Below are 15,866 nucleotides of genomic sequence, written 5' to 3'. Positions count from 1 at the left end.
AACTTAATTATTAAGCTGATTTACCTGCTTTTCTTCTTATTTCTTCACCAACAAACTTGATTCCTTTTCCTTTGTAAGGTTCAGGTTTTCTAAATCCGCGGATTTTCGCAGCGACTTGACCAACAAGTTGTTTATCAAATGATGTTAGTTTTATAATTGGATTCTTTCCTTTTTCTGATATAGTCTCTACTTTTACTTCTGGAGCTACATTCAAAATAATATTATGAGAAAATCCTAAAGCTAAATCTAATTTTTGTCCTTGGTTTGATGCTCTATAACCTACACCTACCAATTCTAATTCTTTAGTCCATCCTTTAGATACACCTTCAACCATATTATGCATTAATGATCTGTATAAACCATGCTTTGCTTTTTGGTCTTTAGTATCAGAAGAACGTGTAACTAATACATTTCCTTCTTCTACCTTAATTTCTATAGAATCGTAATTTTGTGTTAACTCTCCTAATTTTCCTTTTACAGTAACTACGTTATCTTTAACGTTTACTGTTACACCTTCTGGAATGGCTACTGGATTATTTCCTATTCTTGACATTTCTTTCTGGCTTTAAATTAGTAAACGTAACATAAAACTTCACCACCTACATTATCTCTTTTAGCTTGTTTGCCTGTCATAACTCCATGAGAAGTTGAAACTATAGCAATACCTAAACCGTTTAAGATACGTGGTAAATCATTAGCTCCTGCATACTTACGTAAACCTGGAGTACTAATTCTTTGAAGTTTTTTAATTACTGGTTCTTTTGTTTCTTTATTGTATTTCAACGCTATTTTAATAGTGCCTTGTACAGAAGAATCATCAAATTTGTAACTTAAAATATATCCTTGTTCGAATAATATTTTAGTAATGTCTTTTTTAAGATTAGATGCAGGAATCTCAACCACTCTGTGGTTAGCTCTTACTGCATTTCTAATTCTTGTCAAAAAATCCGCAATTGGATCTGAGTACATAATGAATTGATTTTGTGGTCTTGGTTTTCGAACTATTTCGAACCTTAAACCCGATTATTTAAATAATATTACCAACTAGCTTTTCTTACACCAGGGATAAGACCTTGATTAGCCATTTCTCTGAATGTTACACGAGAAATACCAAAGGTTCTCATGTATCCTTTTGGTCTTCCTGTTAATTTACATCTATTATGCTGACGAATAGGAGATGCGTTTTTAGGTAACTTTTGTAATGCTTCGTAATCTCCAGCTTCTTTTAAAGCTTTACGTTTCTCAGCATATTTAGCTACTGTTTTAGCTCTTTTCACCTCGCGGGCTTTCATTGATTCTTTAGCCATGTCTTAGTTTTTTTGAAAAGGTAATCCTAATTCAGTTAATAATGATTTTGCTTCTTTATCAGTATCAGCGGTAGTTACAAATGTAATATCCATTCCTGAGATTTTATTAACTTTATCAATATTAATCTCTGGAAAAATTATTTGTTCAGTAATTCCTAAATTGTAATTACCTCTACCATCAAATCCTGTAGCTTTAATTCCGTTAAAATCTCTAACACGTGGAAGTGCAGAAGTTACTAAACGGTCTAAAAATTCATACATTTTCTCACCACGTAAAGTTACTTTAACACCAATTGGCATTCCTTTACGTAATTTAAATGATGCAACATCCTTTTTAGATAATGTAGCTATTGCTTTTTGTCCAGATATAGTAGTTACTTCTTCTACTGCGTAGTCGATTAACTTTTTGTCTGCAACTGCTGCTCCAACACCTTTAGATATAACTATCTTGGTAAGTTTAGGAACTTGCATTACATTTTTATATCCAAATTCGTCTGTAAGAGCTGCAATTACTTTGCTTTTATACTCTTCTTTAAGTCTAGGTGAATATGCCATAACTATAATACTTCATTAGATTTTGTTGAAAATCTTATTTTTTTATCGCCTTCCATTCTGTAACCAACTCTTGTTGTTTCTCCTTTAGAAGTTAACAATGATAAGTTAGATATATGAATAGCCGCTTCTTTTTCTACGATTCCACCTTGAGGATTCTGTGCACTAGGTTTAGTATGTTTCTTAACCATGTTTACACCCTCAACAATCGCTTTGTTCTTTTCTATTAATACCTTTTGTACTTTACCTTCTGATCCTTTATGATCTCCAGCAATTACTTTTACAGTATCTCCAGTTTTTATTTTAAGCTTTGTCATCTTACTTTTAATGTATTAAAGCACTTCTGGTGCTAATGATACAATCTTCATGAATTGTTTATCACGAAGCTCTCTAGCAACAGGACCAAAAACACGTGTTCCTCTCATTTCACCCGTTGGGTTTAATAAAACACAAGCGTTATCATCAAATCTTATATAAGATCCGTCTGGTCTTCTTACTTCTTTCTTTGTACGCACAACAACTGCTGTAGAAACTGCTTTTTTCTTAATGTTTCCATTAGGAGTTGCATCTTTAACAGAAACAACTATTTTGTCTCCTACAGAAGCATATCTTCTTTTAGTACCTCCTAAAACACGGATAACTAAAACCTCTTTTGCTCCAGTATTGTCTGCTACTTTTATTCTTGATTCTTGTTGTAACATAATTATTTAGCTCTTTCTAAAATTTCAACTAATCTCCAACATTTAGATTTACTTAAAGGTCTTGTTTCCATGATCTTTACAGTATCTCCAATATTACAATCGTTCGTTTCGTCGTGTGCAACGTATTTTTTCGTTTTTAACACGAACTTACCATACATAGGGTGTTTTACTTTTTTTACTTCTGCAACAACTATTGATTTTTGCATCTTGTTACTAGTAACAACTCCTATACGTTCTTTTCTTAAATTTCTTGTTTCCATCTTTCAGCAGAATTATTGTAATTCTCTTTTAGTTAATTCAGTCGCAATTCTTGCTACAGTTCTTCTCATTGAACGTAATTGAATTGGATTTTCTAAAGGAGATATTGCATGAGCCAATTTTAGGTCTGAATAACTCTTTTTTGTTTCACCAAGTTTCTCTTGTAACTCAGCTACAGATAATTCTTTAATTTCTGATTGTTTCATCATCTTAAATTATTATGCTTCGTAATCGCGAGCGATTAAAAACTTAGTTTTTACTGGTAGTTTTTGTGCTGCTAAACGTAATGCTTCTTTTGCAACGTCTAATGGCACACCACCAATTTCAAATAAAACACGACCTGGTCTACATACAGCTACCCATAATTCAACAGCACCTTTACCTTTACCCATACGTACTTCAAGAGGCTTTTTTGTGATAGGCTTGTCTGGAAATATTTTAATCCAAAGTTGACCTTCTCTCTTCATGTAACGTGTAGCGGCAATACGAGCTGCTTCAATTTGACGTGCTGTTATAAACGTAGCGTCCATTGCTTTTATTCCAAAAGTACCGCTTGAAAGTTGATGCCCTCTTCCAGAGAGACCTTTCATACGTCCTTTTTGTTGTTTACGAAATTTTGTTCTTTTAGGCTGTAACATTTTTCTTTAATTTATAAAAAATTACTTTCTACGACGAGGTCCTTTGTTTCCTCCTCTTCCGGCTCCACCTTTTCCTTGCTTCTTAGATAATCCAACAAGCGGAGAAAGTTCTCTTTTACCATATACTTCACCTTTCATGATCCATACTTTAACACCCAATCTACCATATGTAGTGTGTGCCTCAACTAAAGCATAGTCAATATCGGCTCTAAAAGTTGATAAAGGAATACGTCCTTCTTTGTAGTGTTCAGAACGTGCCATTTCAGCACCATTTAAACGTCCACTAATTTGGATTTTGATTCCTTCAGCGTTCATACGCATTGTAGCAGCAATAGCCATCTTAATTGCACGTCTGTATGAAATTCTGTTTTCAATTTGACGAGCGATGCTAGATCCTACTAAAAATGCATCAAGTTCAGGTCTTTTAATTTCAAAAATATTAATCTGAACTTCTTTTCCAGTAATTTTCTTAAGTTCTTCTTTTAACTTGTCTACCTCTTGACCACCTTTTCCGATAATAATACCAGGTCTAGCAGTAGTGATAGTAACGGTTACAAGTTTTAAAGTTCTTTCAATTATTACTCTACTTACACTAGCTTTAGATAAACGCGCGTGAACGTATTTTCTAATCTTATCGTCTTCGGCAAGTTTATCACCATAATCGTTTCCTCCGTACCAGTTAGACTCCCATCCTCTGATAATTCCTAAGCGATTTCCGATTGGATTTGTTTTTTGTCCCATACTCTTATTAAGCTTGTGTGTTATTATTAGCTCCAACCACTAATGTTACGTGGTTTGAACGTTTTCTTATTCTGTGTGCACGACCTTGAGGTGCTGGACGTAATCTTTTTAACATAGATCCGCTATCAACTTTAATCTCTTTAACGATCAATTCTGCAGATTCAACATCAGCATCTTCATTTTTAGATTGCCAGTTAGCGATAGCTGATAATAACAACTTCTCTAAACGACCAGATGCTTCTTTTTGGTTGAACTTTAAAATATTAAGTGCATTTTCTACCTTTTCACCTCTTACTAAATCGGCTACTAAGCGCATTTTTCTTGGTGATGTAGGACAGTTATTAAGTTTAGCAAAAGCAACGTGCTTTTTTGCTTCCTTAATAGCGTCTGCCATTTGTTTTTTACGACTTCCCATAGCTTACTACTTTTTACCTTTATTTTTAGCACCTGCATGTCCACGGAATGAACGTGTTGGTGAAAATTCTCCTAATTTATGACCTACCATGTTTTCAGTAACGTATACTGGAACGAATTGACGGCCATTGTGTACAGCTATAGTTTGTCCAACAAAATCTGGAGTAATCATACTTGCTCGAGACCAAGTTTTGATTACTGTTTTTTTATTGTTTTCAACATTAACAGCTACTTTCTTTTCTAATTTATAATGAACGTAAGGTCCTTTTTTTAATGATCTTGCCATGTCTTATTTCTTTCTACGTTCTACAATATATTTATTACTTGCTTTAGTTTTAGAACGGGTTCTGAAACCTTTAGCTGGAATACCATTTCTAGAACGAGGATGTCCACCTGAAGATTTACCTTCACCACCACCCATTGGGTGATCAACTGGATTCATAACTACTGGTCTAGTACGTGGTCTTCTTCCTAACCATCTTGTTCTACCTGCTTTACCACCTACTAATAATTGATGATCTGAATTAGATACAACACCTATTGTTGCCATACATCCTGCAAGAATTAATCTTGTTTCTCCTGAAGGCAATTTAACCGTAGCAAATTTACCATCTCTTGCCATTAATTGAGCAAAAGCACCTGCGCTACGAGCCATAATAGCTCCTTGACCAGGACGCAACTCTATACATGAGATGATAGTTCCTAATGGAATTTCACTTAATGGCATTGCATTTCCAATTTCTGGAGCAACACCTTCATTTCCAGACACTACATTTTGACCAACTTGAAGTCCATTTTGAGCAATAATGTATCTTTTTTCACCATCTTGATAATTCAATAAAGCAATAAAAGCTGTTCTGTTTGGATCGTATTGAATTGAAGCAACTTCACCAGGAATACCTGCTTTGTCCCTTTTAAAATCGATAATACGATACTTTCTTTTATGACCACCACCTATATAGCGCATGGTCATTTTTCCTTGACTGTTTCTACCACCAGACCTTTTGTTCGGAACGAGTAAACTCTTTTCCGGCTTATCAGTAGTAATGGCGTCATAACCATTTACTACTCTAAATCGCTGTCCTGGTGTGATTGGTTTTAATTTTCTTACTGACATTTGTCTTTAATTACATGTTACTGTATAAATCAATCATTTCACCTTCCGCCAGTTGTACAATTGCTTTTTTAACAGCATTTGTTTTACCATGTTGAATACCAGTTTTTGTAAACTTAGTACTGCGATCTGGACGGACATTTATAGTACGAACTTTTTCAACAGAAACACCATAAGCAGCTTCCACCGCTTTTTTGATTTCTACCTTGTTCGCCTTTGTATTCACTGCAAAAGTGTAGCAGTTTCTTAACTCGCTATCAGCTGTCGCTTTTTCTGTGATTATAGGTTTAATTAAGATATTCATTGTTTCTATTTACTTAAGTTTGTTTCAATTCCTGCTAAAGCTCCTTCTAATAACACTACTTGATTTGCATTTAAAATCTTGTAAGTACTTATTTCTGAATAAGTTATAACTTCAGAGCTTTTTAAATTGCGCGATGACAAATATACGTTATTATTTGACCCACCCAACACAAAGAGCGTTTTTTTGTTATCAAGCTCTAAAGCCTTTAAAACTGCTGTAAAATTCTTAGTCTTTACAGTATCAAAATTAAAGTCTTCTAAAACTGTAATTGACTTCTCTCCTGCTTTGATACTCAAGGCAGATTTACGTGCTAAACGCTTTAAGTTTTTATTAAGTTTGAAGCTGTAATTTCTTGGTCTTGGACCGAACATACGACCACCACCTTTAAATACACCAGACTTAATACTACCTGCTCTTGCTGTACCAGTTCCTTTTTGCTTTTTAATCTTACGCGTAGATCCAGAAATCTCAGCTCTTTCTTTCGATTTGTGAGTTCCTTGACGTTGGTTTGCTAAATATTGTTTAACATCCAAATATACTGCATGATTATTAGGCTCAATAGCAAACACATCTTTAGAAAGGTCTGCCTTTCTACCTGTGTCTTTTCCGTTTATATCTAAAACTGCTACTTTCATTATTTTCTAATAATTACATAAGCGTTTTTGTGACCAGGAACACATCCTTTAACCACAAGTAGATTCTTTTCAGTAACTACTTTTAAAACTCTTAAATTTTGAACTTTAACTGTGTCTCCACCCATTCTTCCTGCCATTTTCATGCCTTTAAAAACACGAGCAGGGTAAGATGCAGCTCCAATAGATCCTGGCGCTCTTAAACGGTTATGTTGACCGTGAGTAGCTTGACCTACACCACCGAAACCATGACGTTTTACAACACCTTGAAATCCTTTACCTTTTGATGTTCCTGCAATATCAACAAATTCACCTTCAGCGAAATGTTCTACAGTTATAGCATCACCTAATTTGTACTCCTCATCAAAACCTTTGAATTCAACAACTTTGCGTTTTACAGAAGTACCCGCTTTTTTAGCATGACCTAAGTCTGCTTTAGTAGCGCTTTTTTCTGTCGCGTCATCGAAACCTAATTGAACAGCAGAATAGCCGTCAACCTCTTCAGTTCTGACTTGGGTAACGATACATGGTCCAGCTTCGATTACTGTACAAGGAATGTTTTTCCCGTTTTCATCAAAGATGCTGGTCATACCGATTTTTTTTCCAATTAACCCAGACATAATTATTTATTTAATTTATTACTATTTGTTATTAAAATTCAAGGCTGAAAATACGTTTCAGCCTTGAATTGTATTTTTACCGTTTTTCCCTCGCACGCAGCTCAGGACATGTAAGTTTAATTATTAAACTTTTATCTCTACTTCAACACCACTTGGTAACTCAAGCTTCATTAACGCATCAATTGTTTTTGATGACGAAGAGTAGATATCCAATAATCTCTTGTAAGATGATAATTGAAATTGCTCTCTTGATTTCTTGTTTACGTGTGGAGAACGTAATACAGTGAAAATTTTCTTGTGTGTTGGCAATGGAATTGGTCCAGTTACAACAGCACCAGTACTCTTTACTGTTTTTACAATCTTATCAGCAGACTTATCTACTAAGTTGTGATCGTAAGATTTTAATTTTATTCTGATTTTTTGACTCATTTTCTTAAGATTTACGATTCAACTCCTTTAGCTGCCTTAATTACTTCTTCAGATATATTTGAAGGTGTTTCAGCATAGTGAGAAAATTCCATTGTTGATGTTGCACGACCAGAAGATAAAGTTCTTAAAGTTGTAACATAACCAAACATTTCAGATAATGGCACAGTAGCTTTAACAGTTTTTGCACCAGCTCTATCTCCCATGTCACTTACTTGACCTCTTCTTCTATTTAAATCACCTACAATATCACCCATGTTTTCTTCTGGAGTGATAACTTCAAGTTTCATAATAGGCTCCATAATAACAGCCTTAGCCGCTTTTGCAACGTTTTTGAAACCTAATTTAGCTGCTAACTCGAAAGATAATTGATCCGAATCCACATCGTGGTAAGATCCATCCTTTAAAGTAACTTTCATAGCATCGATTTCGTAACCTGCTAAAGGTCCGTTAACCATTGCCATTTTGAATCCTTTTTCAATCGAAGGAATAAATTCCTTAGGAACATTACCCCCTTTAATTACAGATTCAAACTGAAGTCCTTCAACACCTTCATCAGCTGGCTCAACAGTAAACACGATATCTGCGAATTTACCACGACCACCAGATTGTTTCTTATATACTTCTCTATGATCAGCAGAAGCAGTAATAGCCTCTTTATATTCAACTTGTGGTTGACCTTGGTTAACCTCTACTTTAAATTCACGTTTTAAACGATCTACAATTACATCTAAGTGTAACTCACCCATTCCAGAAATAATAGTCTGTCCTGAAGCTTCGTCTGAACGTACAGTAAAAGTTGGATCTTCCTCAGCTAATTTAGCTAAGCCCATACCTAATTTATCAACATCAGCCTTAGTTTTAGGCTCAACTGCGATACCAATTACCGGATCAGGGAAGTCCATTGATTCTAAAACTATAGGATGCTTTTCAGCTGAAAGTGTATCTCCTGTTTTAATAGATTTAAATCCAACAGCAGCTCCAATATCACCAGCTTCAATAAAATCAATTGCATTTTGCTTGTTAGCATGCATTTGGTATATACGAGAAATACGCTCTTTTTTACCAGAACGGTTATTTAACACATAAGAACCTGCATCTAAACGACCAGAATATGCTCTAAAGAATGCCAAACGACCTACAAAAGGATCGGTAGCAATTTTAAATGCTAAAGCAGCAAATGGCTCCTTAACACTTGGCTTACGAATTTCTTCTTGTTCAGTTTCAGGGTTAACACCTATGATACCTTCCTTATCGGTTGGTGAAGGCAAATAACGACATACAGCATCTAATAAGAATTGTACACCTTTATTTTTAAATGCAGAACCGCAAATCATTGGAATGATTGCCATATCCATTACAGCAGCTCTAAGTGCAGCGTGCACCTCGTCTTCAGTAATAGAATCTTCATCTTCCATGAACTTTTCTAAAAGATTCTCATCGTAACCAGCTACTTCTTCAATAAGTAATGCACGGTACTTACGAGCTTCTTCTTTTAAATCGTCCGGGATTTCAATAACATCAAAAGTTGCCCCTTGAGTTTCATCATGCCAAACAATAGCTCTGTTTTTTACTAAATCTATGATACCTTTAAAATCATCTTCGTCACCAATGTTTAAAACGATTGGCACCGCATTTGATTTTAACATATCTTTTACTTGTTGACAAACCCCTAAAAAGTCTGATCCTTGACGGTCCATTTTATTAACGAAACCAATTCTTGGAACTTTATAGTTATCTGCAAGTCTCCAGTTAGTTTCAGATTGTGGCTCAACACCATCAACCGCACTAAACAAGAATACTAAACCATCAAGTACACGTAAAGAACGATTTACTTCTACAGTAAAATCAACGTGACCCGGTGTATCAATTATATTAAAGTGATATCCTTTAGTTTCAGGCGTAGGCTCTCCATTTTCAATTGGAAACTTCCAAGTACAAGTAGTAGCAGCAGAAGTAATTGTAATACCTCTTTCTTGCTCTTGCTCCATCCAGTCCATTGTTGCAGCACCATCGTGTACCTCTCCAATTTTATGAGAAACACCTGTATAATAAAGTATACGCTCTGTTGTAGTAGTTTTTCCTGCATCAATATGTGCAGCAATACCTATATTTCTAGTATATTTTAAATCTCTTGCCATGTCTTAGAATCTAAAGTGAGAGAATGCTTTATTTGCCTCTGCCATTTTGTGAGTATCAACTCTTTTCTTTACCGCCGCTCCTTCTTCTTTAGCTGCTGCTAAAACCTCAGATGCTAAACGTAACGCCATCGATTTTTCGTTTCTTTTACGAGAATAGCTAATTAGCCATTTCATTGCTGTTGAAACTTTACGATCTGGACGAATTTGCATTGGAATTTGGAATGTTGCACCACCAACACGACGACTACGTACTTCTACGTGAGGCATAACGTTAGATAAAGCATCTTTCCAGATTTCTAAACCTGTTTTTTCTTCGTCAGTTTTTTTCGAGTCTACAATATCAATTGCATCGTAGAATACTTTAAAAGCGACAGACTTTTTCCCATCCCACATCATCATGTTAACGAAACGAGTTACTAACTGGTCGTTAAATTTTGGGTCTGGTAAAAGCGGTCTCTTTTTTGCTGCTCTTTTTCTCATGTCTTCTTCTTAAAGTTTTAATTACTTTTTAGGGCGTTTTGCACCATACTTAGATCTACGTTGCGTTCTGCCTGAAACACCTGCTGTGTCTAAAGCACCACGTACAATGTGATATCTAACTCCTGGTAAATCTTTTACCCTTCCACCTCTAACCAATACTATCGAGTGCTCTTGCAGATTGTGTCCTTCACCACCGATGTATGCGTTAACCTCGTTACCGTTTGTTAAACGAACCCTTGCTACCTTACGCATTGCTGAGTTAGGTTTTTTAGGAGTTGTTGTGTAAACACGAGTACACACACCACGTCTTTGCGGACAAGAATCTAAAGCAGCCGATTTACTCTTCTTGGTTATTTTGGCTCTTCCTTTTCTTACTAATTGCGAAATTGTTGGCATATATATTATATATAAATTTTATTATCCTCTTTTTAAGAGGGGTGCAAATGTAGAAATTAAAATTTAGAATTCAAATCCTAATTGGTTAATTTTTAAGAGTTTTCAAAAATAATCTCATTAGCTATATTATAAGCTTAGATTTTCCGTTAGATTTACACCAAATAACAGTTGATAACAAAGTGCGAAAAACTACTTTTTTACTCCTTATTATATATACACTTATTTCTACCGAAATAATGTGTCAGAACATTAATTTAAAAATTAACGGCAATTCTGAATTAGAAACAAAAATTATCGATTCATTAGGATATTTAAAAACACACGATGATTTTTTTTCTATTAAAACTGAAATTACCGCATTAAAAAATACACTTTTTATTTTTTTTTATTTTTAAAATAAAGCTCTCAAATTATAAAAATAACACGACTCTACTTTTCATTTTCAAATTTTCTTGAAAAAAAAATTCAAATCTATTTATGTTTACTATAATAGGTCTAACATTGACCAGTCTGTCTTAGATTTAGTTTCAGAAGATATTTATGATGATTATTTTATTTTGAATTTTTCTGAAACTGAGAATGCATTGCAAATTATTAATTCTGAAATATCAAAAAAAGGGCTTCCTTTTTCTAAATTAAAGTTAACCAATATAAAAACTAAAGATTCAACAAATCTTGAAGCTGCCCTGACAATTAATTCTTTAGAAAAAAGAACGATTGACAATATACTTGTTAAAGGCTACGACAACTTTCCTGGTTCTTACTTAAAACACTTCTTGAAGATTAAACCAAAACAAGTTTTTAACCTTGACATTATTAAAAATAAAACCAATCAATTAAACAACTTGATTTTTGCAAATGAAATTAAATCTCCTGAAATATTATTTTCAAAAGACTCAACAACTTTATATCTATATCTAGAAAAAACTAAAAGCAATGCATTTGATGGATTTTTAGGGTTCGGAACTAATGAAGAAACAAATAAATTAGAATTTGACGGCTACCTAAACTTAAATCTAACCAATAATTTAAATTTTGGTGAATCTTTTAGGCTGCTTTATAAGAGTGATGAAAATGATCAAAAAACCTTTGAAACTAATATTTCACTCCCCTATTTGTTTAAAACACCTATAGGAGCAGATTTATTATTAAGAATTTTTAAAAGAGATTCTTCTTTTACAACTGTAAATCAATCTGGAAAATTACATTACCAGGTAAATTCAATGAATAAATTATATGCTGGTGTAATTTCAACTGAGTCAAACAACCTACTTAACAAAAATACTTCTACATCAATTTCTGACTACAAAACACTCCATTATACTTTTGCTTACCAATACTTAAAACCAGAAGCTAATGACCAACTTTTCCAAATTCGATCTAAAATATTCTTAGAATTTGGCTCTGGTAACAGAAAAACAAACTCGAGCATTGAAAAACAAACCACTTACACTTTAGATGCCTTGAAAATTTTTACATTAAACTATAAAAACAGCATTTATTTAAGAGTTAATGGATCCAATTTAATATCAGACACATATTTTGAAAATGAATTATTAAGGTTTGGCGGTATAAACTCCATAAGAGGTTTTGAGGAAAACAGCATATTTGCAACATTTTTTAGCACTCTAAATACAGAATACAGATTTAAACTAAATAATTCAATTTATCTACATAGTATAATTGATGCTGGGTATTTTGAGGATAAAACATTGAATACCAAGGAGAAACTTTTTGGCTATGGTTTTGGTTTTGGAATTCTAACAAAAGCAGGCCTTTTAAAATTTAACTACGCAAATGGTAAAAATGAGAATACCCAATTTAAACTAACAAATTCTAAAATACATCTCAGTTTGACTGCAAAATTCTAGTATAAAATTATCGTTTTCTTAAAAATTCTCGGTTTTTATCAAATTTTAACCATTATTTATTGTTTTATTAACTTTATTTTATGATTTTTGGCATTGACTAATTCAAATAATTATAAAATGAAAACAAAGTTTAGTGGAATTCTAACGCTATTACTAGCGTTGGTTGTGCAACTATCGTTTGCACAAGAAAAGACAATTTCAGGTATAGTATCAGATGGATCTGGTTTACCGTTACCTGGAGCTACTGTCTTAGTTAAAGGTACTTCTTCAGGTACATCTTCAGATTTCGATGGTAAATATTCAATAAATGCTAATCAAGGGAGTACTCTTGTATTTAGTTTTGTTGGTTATACTACGAAAGAAGTTAAAGTTGGAGCGTCCAATTCAATTAATATTACTCTACAAGAAGATGCTGAAGCATTAGAAGAGGTAGTAGTTACTGCATTAGGTATTAAAAGAGACGAAAAAGCCCTTGGATACTCTACACAAAGTGTATCTTCAGATGATATTACTACAGTAAGAGATGCAAATATTGTAAACTCTTTAAGTGGTAAAATTGCTGGGGTAAGTGTTACTAGTGCTTCTGGTGCCGTTGGTGCTGAAAGTAGAATAGTAATTAGAGGTATCTCTTCTATTAGTGGAGATGCACAACCTTTAGTGGTAGTTGATGGTGTTGTAATGGATAACACTTCTTATGGAGATTCTAATGACTCAGGAGGTAATAGTACACCAAATGGATTAGCCGATTTAAATCAAGATGATATTGAAACACTTAACGTATTAAAAGGTGGTGCAGCTACATCTCTTTATGGTATGCGTGGTTCTAATGGTGTTATTGTTGTTACTACCAAGTCTGGTAAAAACAACAACAGATTAGGAATTGAATTTTCTTCTAGCGTTAGTGTTGAAAACGCATATGTATTACCAGATTATCAAAACTCTTATGGTCAAGGACCAAGTTCTACTTATTTTGAGTTTACAGACGGTGTTACAGGCGATGGTGGTGTTGATGAAAGTTGGGGTCCTGCTTTAGATGCTGGATTAGAATTTATTCAATGGAATTCTGAAAACGGTGAAGCATTACCATGGGTATCTCAACCTGATAACATTAAAGACTTTTTTGAAACTGGATTAACTACTAATAACAATTTATCTTTTTCTAAAGGAAATGATGACTACAATGGTAGAATCTCAATTGGTTTAACTGACCAAAAAGGTATTCTTTACAATACTGATTTGAAAAAGTATAACTTTAGTGGAAAAATAAACCTAAACTTATCTGACAAGTGGACAGTAGGTTTAAGTGCAAATTATATTAAAACTGAAAGTGATAACTTACCATCTGTAGGTTATGGAGATTCTAACAACCAGTTAGGACAAATTGTATGGTCTGGTCGTAATGTTGACTGGAATGCTTTAAGAGACTACAAAAACTTACCTACAGGATTTGCTGCTGGTGCTGATGTAGCCACTCCAATAAACTGGAACTTAGCTTACAACAACAACCCTTACTGGACTTTAGATACTAATACTAACACTTTTGATAGAAATAGATTATTAGGAAACTTCTCTATTAACTATCAAATAAGTGATAAATTATCTTTTAGTGCTCAAACAGGTATTGATTACTTTAGCTCTTTGGATACAAAAAGACGTGATTTTGGTACTTACCAAAGTGTAAGAGGTTCTTATGAAGAATTCCAACGTACTAGATACGAGATTAACTCTCAAGCCATATTAAGTTATAATACTGATATAGGAGAAGATGTTAAGTTTAATGCTAACGTTGGTGGTAACAACATGGTTAACAACTACCACAGATTACAAATGATTGCTCCAGAATTACAAATTCCTGGTCTATACAACATCTCAAATACAAGAGACGGTGTGTCTTCAGAATTATTCATGGATCAACAAGACAGAAAAATTAATAGTGTATTTGGTTTTATGGGGATTTCTTATAAAGACTTTTTATTCTTAGATGTTACAGGAAGAAATGACTGGGCTTCTGTATTACCATTACAAAACAATAGCTTCTTTTACCCTAGTGTAACAGGTAGTGCTATTATTAGTGATATTTTTGATATGCCTAACGATGTTGTATCTTACTTAAAAGTAAGAGGTGGATGGTCTAAAACTGGTAGTGCAGGTCCATTAGCACCTTATAGTATCGAACCTAGCTTTTCATTTTCAGGTGAGCCATGGGGAACAACTCCTGTTGCGTTTTTCCCAAGTACTTTATGGAATCCTAACATAAAAAATGAGGATACTGTAGAAAAAGAAATTGGATTTGAAGCGCGTTTATTAAAAAGTAGAATACGTTTAGATTTTACTTATTATAATAAAGAAACTACAGATGTAATTATGGCAAAAGATATTGACCCATCATCAGGTAATACTGCTTATTGGGATAATGTTGCTGATATAACAAATAAAGGTATTGAAATTTCTCTTGGTGCTGATATCATCAAAAATATTGATGGATTCAATTTAGGTGTAAATGTAAACTTTGCTAAAAACGTAGGTGAAGCTCAAAACATTGATGATGATCCAACTACAGATAATGGACGTGTAGTATTAGGAGGATTATGGAATGTTGATGTAATTGCTCAAGAAGGTGAAGCTGTAGGTGCTTTATACGGTCCTGCATTTGAAAGAACTGAAGATGGTGATATAATCTACGAAAATGGTATTGCTCAAATAGACCCTACTAATAAAGTATTAGGTAATATTAATGCAGACTGGACAGGTGGTTTAGGTATTAACATGTCTTACAAAAACTTAAGATTAACAACTTTAATAGATGTTAAAAAAGGTGGAGATATTTATTCTCAAACAAACTCTTGGGGTAAATATGCTGGTGTTCTTGAAGAAACTATGCAAGGAAGAGAAACAGGAATTATTGGAACAGGAGTTATGTCTGATGGAAACGGAGGTTATGTTGAAAACAATGTAGTTGTTCCTGCAAACACACACTTTAAATCTACATATTCTCAAAACATTGCTGAATCTTCAGTATATGATGCATCATTTGTAAAATGGAGAGAACTTTCATTAACTTATACACTTCCATCTAAATTATTTACTAACATAGCTGTAGATCAAATTTCACTTGGATTAACAGCTAGAAATTTAGCTATTCTTTACAAAAAAGCACCACACATTGATCCTGAATCTGCTTTTAGTAGTTCTACAGGTCAACAAGGTCTTGAATATGCTCAAATTCCACCAACAAGAAGTATTGGTTTTAGCTTAAATGTTAAATTCTAAA

At 33.7% G+C, this 15,866-nt stretch carries 22 protein-coding genes; 2 read left to right on the top strand and 20 right to left on the bottom strand.

Annotated elements, in window-relative coordinates; genetic code table 11:
- Positions 1-10: 10 nt before the first annotated feature.
- The 20 genes from rplF to rpsL form a co-directional block, all read right to left on the bottom strand.
- Positions 11-553 (bottom strand): 50S ribosomal protein L6, encoded by a 543-nt coding sequence (rplF, locus tag Q0842_RS05645; RefSeq protein WP_298495299.1) that lies wholly within the window; start codon positions 551-553, stop codon positions 11-13.
- A gap of 17 nt (positions 554-570) precedes the next feature.
- Positions 571-969: a 30S ribosomal protein S8 gene (gene rpsH / locus Q0842_RS05640; protein WP_298339312.1), complete on the bottom strand. Its 399-nt coding sequence runs from the start codon at positions 967-969 to the stop codon at positions 571-573.
- Between the two features lie 68 nt (positions 970-1,037).
- Positions 1,038-1,307: a 30S ribosomal protein S14 gene (gene rpsN / locus Q0842_RS05635; protein WP_040278732.1), complete on the bottom strand. Its 270-nt coding sequence runs from the start codon at positions 1,305-1,307 to the stop codon at positions 1,038-1,040.
- 3 nt (positions 1,308-1,310) lie between these two features.
- Entirely contained in the window at positions 1,311-1,862 is a 552-nt protein-coding gene (gene rplE / locus Q0842_RS05630) for a 50S ribosomal protein L5 (protein WP_298495290.1), read from the bottom strand.
- Between the two features lie 2 nt (positions 1,863-1,864).
- Positions 1,865-2,176, bottom strand: coding sequence for a 50S ribosomal protein L24 (gene rplX, locus Q0842_RS05625; RefSeq protein ID WP_298495289.1), 312 nt, complete (start codon positions 2,174-2,176; stop codon positions 1,865-1,867).
- Between the two features lie 15 nt (positions 2,177-2,191).
- Complete coding sequence (gene rplN, locus Q0842_RS05620; protein ID WP_069831953.1) at positions 2,192-2,560, bottom strand: 50S ribosomal protein L14; 369 nt, start codon at positions 2,558-2,560, stop codon at positions 2,192-2,194.
- Between the two features lie 2 nt (positions 2,561-2,562).
- Positions 2,563-2,820 (bottom strand): 30S ribosomal protein S17, encoded by a 258-nt coding sequence (gene rpsQ, locus Q0842_RS05615; RefSeq protein ID WP_019386276.1) that lies wholly within the window; start codon positions 2,818-2,820, stop codon positions 2,563-2,565.
- 12 nt (positions 2,821-2,832) lie between these two features.
- Positions 2,833-3,024, bottom strand: a complete 192-nt coding sequence (gene rpmC / locus Q0842_RS05610) for a 50S ribosomal protein L29 (RefSeq protein ID WP_298495424.1) — start codon at positions 3,022-3,024, stop codon at positions 2,833-2,835.
- 12 nt (positions 3,025-3,036) lie between these two features.
- Positions 3,037-3,456: a 50S ribosomal protein L16 gene (gene rplP, locus Q0842_RS05605; RefSeq protein ID WP_298495288.1), complete on the bottom strand. Its 420-nt coding sequence runs from the start codon at positions 3,454-3,456 to the stop codon at positions 3,037-3,039.
- A gap of 21 nt (positions 3,457-3,477) precedes the next feature.
- Complete coding sequence (gene rpsC / locus Q0842_RS05600; protein WP_092847748.1) at positions 3,478-4,197, bottom strand: 30S ribosomal protein S3; 720 nt, start codon at positions 4,195-4,197, stop codon at positions 3,478-3,480.
- Positions 4,198-4,204: 7 nt separating this feature from the next.
- Positions 4,205-4,612 (bottom strand): 50S ribosomal protein L22, encoded by a 408-nt coding sequence (gene rplV / locus Q0842_RS05595; protein WP_298495287.1) that lies wholly within the window; start codon positions 4,610-4,612, stop codon positions 4,205-4,207.
- Positions 4,613-4,618: 6 nt separating this feature from the next.
- Positions 4,619-4,897, bottom strand: a complete 279-nt coding sequence (gene rpsS / locus Q0842_RS05590) for a 30S ribosomal protein S19 (RefSeq protein ID WP_034043300.1) — start codon at positions 4,895-4,897, stop codon at positions 4,619-4,621.
- A 3-nt stretch (positions 4,898-4,900) separates the two neighbouring features.
- Positions 4,901-5,728: a 50S ribosomal protein L2 gene (gene rplB / locus Q0842_RS05585; RefSeq protein ID WP_298495285.1), complete on the bottom strand. Its 828-nt coding sequence runs from the start codon at positions 5,726-5,728 to the stop codon at positions 4,901-4,903.
- Between the two features lie 10 nt (positions 5,729-5,738).
- Positions 5,739-6,029, bottom strand: coding sequence for a 50S ribosomal protein L23 (gene rplW / locus Q0842_RS05580; RefSeq protein WP_040288013.1), 291 nt, complete (start codon positions 6,027-6,029; stop codon positions 5,739-5,741).
- Positions 6,030-6,034: 5 nt separating this feature from the next.
- Positions 6,035-6,664, bottom strand: coding sequence for a 50S ribosomal protein L4 (rplD, locus tag Q0842_RS05575; RefSeq protein ID WP_298495279.1), 630 nt, complete (start codon positions 6,662-6,664; stop codon positions 6,035-6,037).
- Positions 6,664-7,281 carry a 50S ribosomal protein L3 gene (gene rplC, locus Q0842_RS05570; protein ID WP_298495277.1) on the bottom strand — a complete coding sequence of 206 codons (618 nt, stop codon included), beginning with the start codon at positions 7,279-7,281 and terminating at the stop codon, positions 6,664-6,666. The genes rplD and rplC overlap by 1 nt, the downstream gene beginning before the upstream one ends.
- Positions 7,282-7,404: 123 nt before the next feature.
- Positions 7,405-7,710 (bottom strand): 30S ribosomal protein S10, encoded by a 306-nt coding sequence (gene rpsJ / locus Q0842_RS05565; protein ID WP_007650482.1) that lies wholly within the window; start codon positions 7,708-7,710, stop codon positions 7,405-7,407.
- Between the two features lie 11 nt (positions 7,711-7,721).
- Positions 7,722-9,848, bottom strand: coding sequence for an elongation factor G (fusA, locus tag Q0842_RS05560; protein WP_298495274.1), 2,127 nt, complete (start codon positions 9,846-9,848; stop codon positions 7,722-7,724).
- A gap of 3 nt (positions 9,849-9,851) precedes the next feature.
- The gene (gene rpsG / locus Q0842_RS05555) at positions 9,852-10,328 is read right to left on the bottom strand and encodes a 30S ribosomal protein S7 (protein WP_144115510.1); all 477 of its coding nucleotides are present in this window, start codon (positions 10,326-10,328) and stop codon (positions 9,852-9,854) included.
- Between the two features lie 21 nt (positions 10,329-10,349).
- A complete protein-coding gene (gene rpsL, locus Q0842_RS05550) occupies positions 10,350-10,724 on the bottom strand; it encodes a 30S ribosomal protein S12 (RefSeq protein WP_019386263.1) in 375 nt (124 codons plus the stop codon).
- Between the two features lie 452 nt (positions 10,725-11,176).
- Between rpsL and Q0842_RS05545 the strand changes: the two genes are divergently transcribed.
- On the top strand, positions 11,177-12,595 hold the full coding sequence (locus Q0842_RS05545) for a hypothetical protein (protein WP_298495266.1): 1,419 nt from the start codon (positions 11,177-11,179) through the stop codon (positions 12,593-12,595).
- 117 nt (positions 12,596-12,712) lie between these two features.
- Complete coding sequence (locus Q0842_RS05540; RefSeq protein WP_298495263.1) at positions 12,713-15,865, top strand: SusC/RagA family TonB-linked outer membrane protein; 3,153 nt, start codon at positions 12,713-12,715, stop codon at positions 15,863-15,865.
- Position 15,866 lies beyond the last annotated feature (1 nt).

It is taken from the genome of uncultured Algibacter sp., from assembly GCF_947495675.1.
Classification (GTDB): Bacteria; Bacteroidota; Bacteroidia; order Flavobacteriales; family Flavobacteriaceae; genus Algibacter_B.
This window is presented reverse-complemented; position numbering and strand designations above follow the sequence as displayed.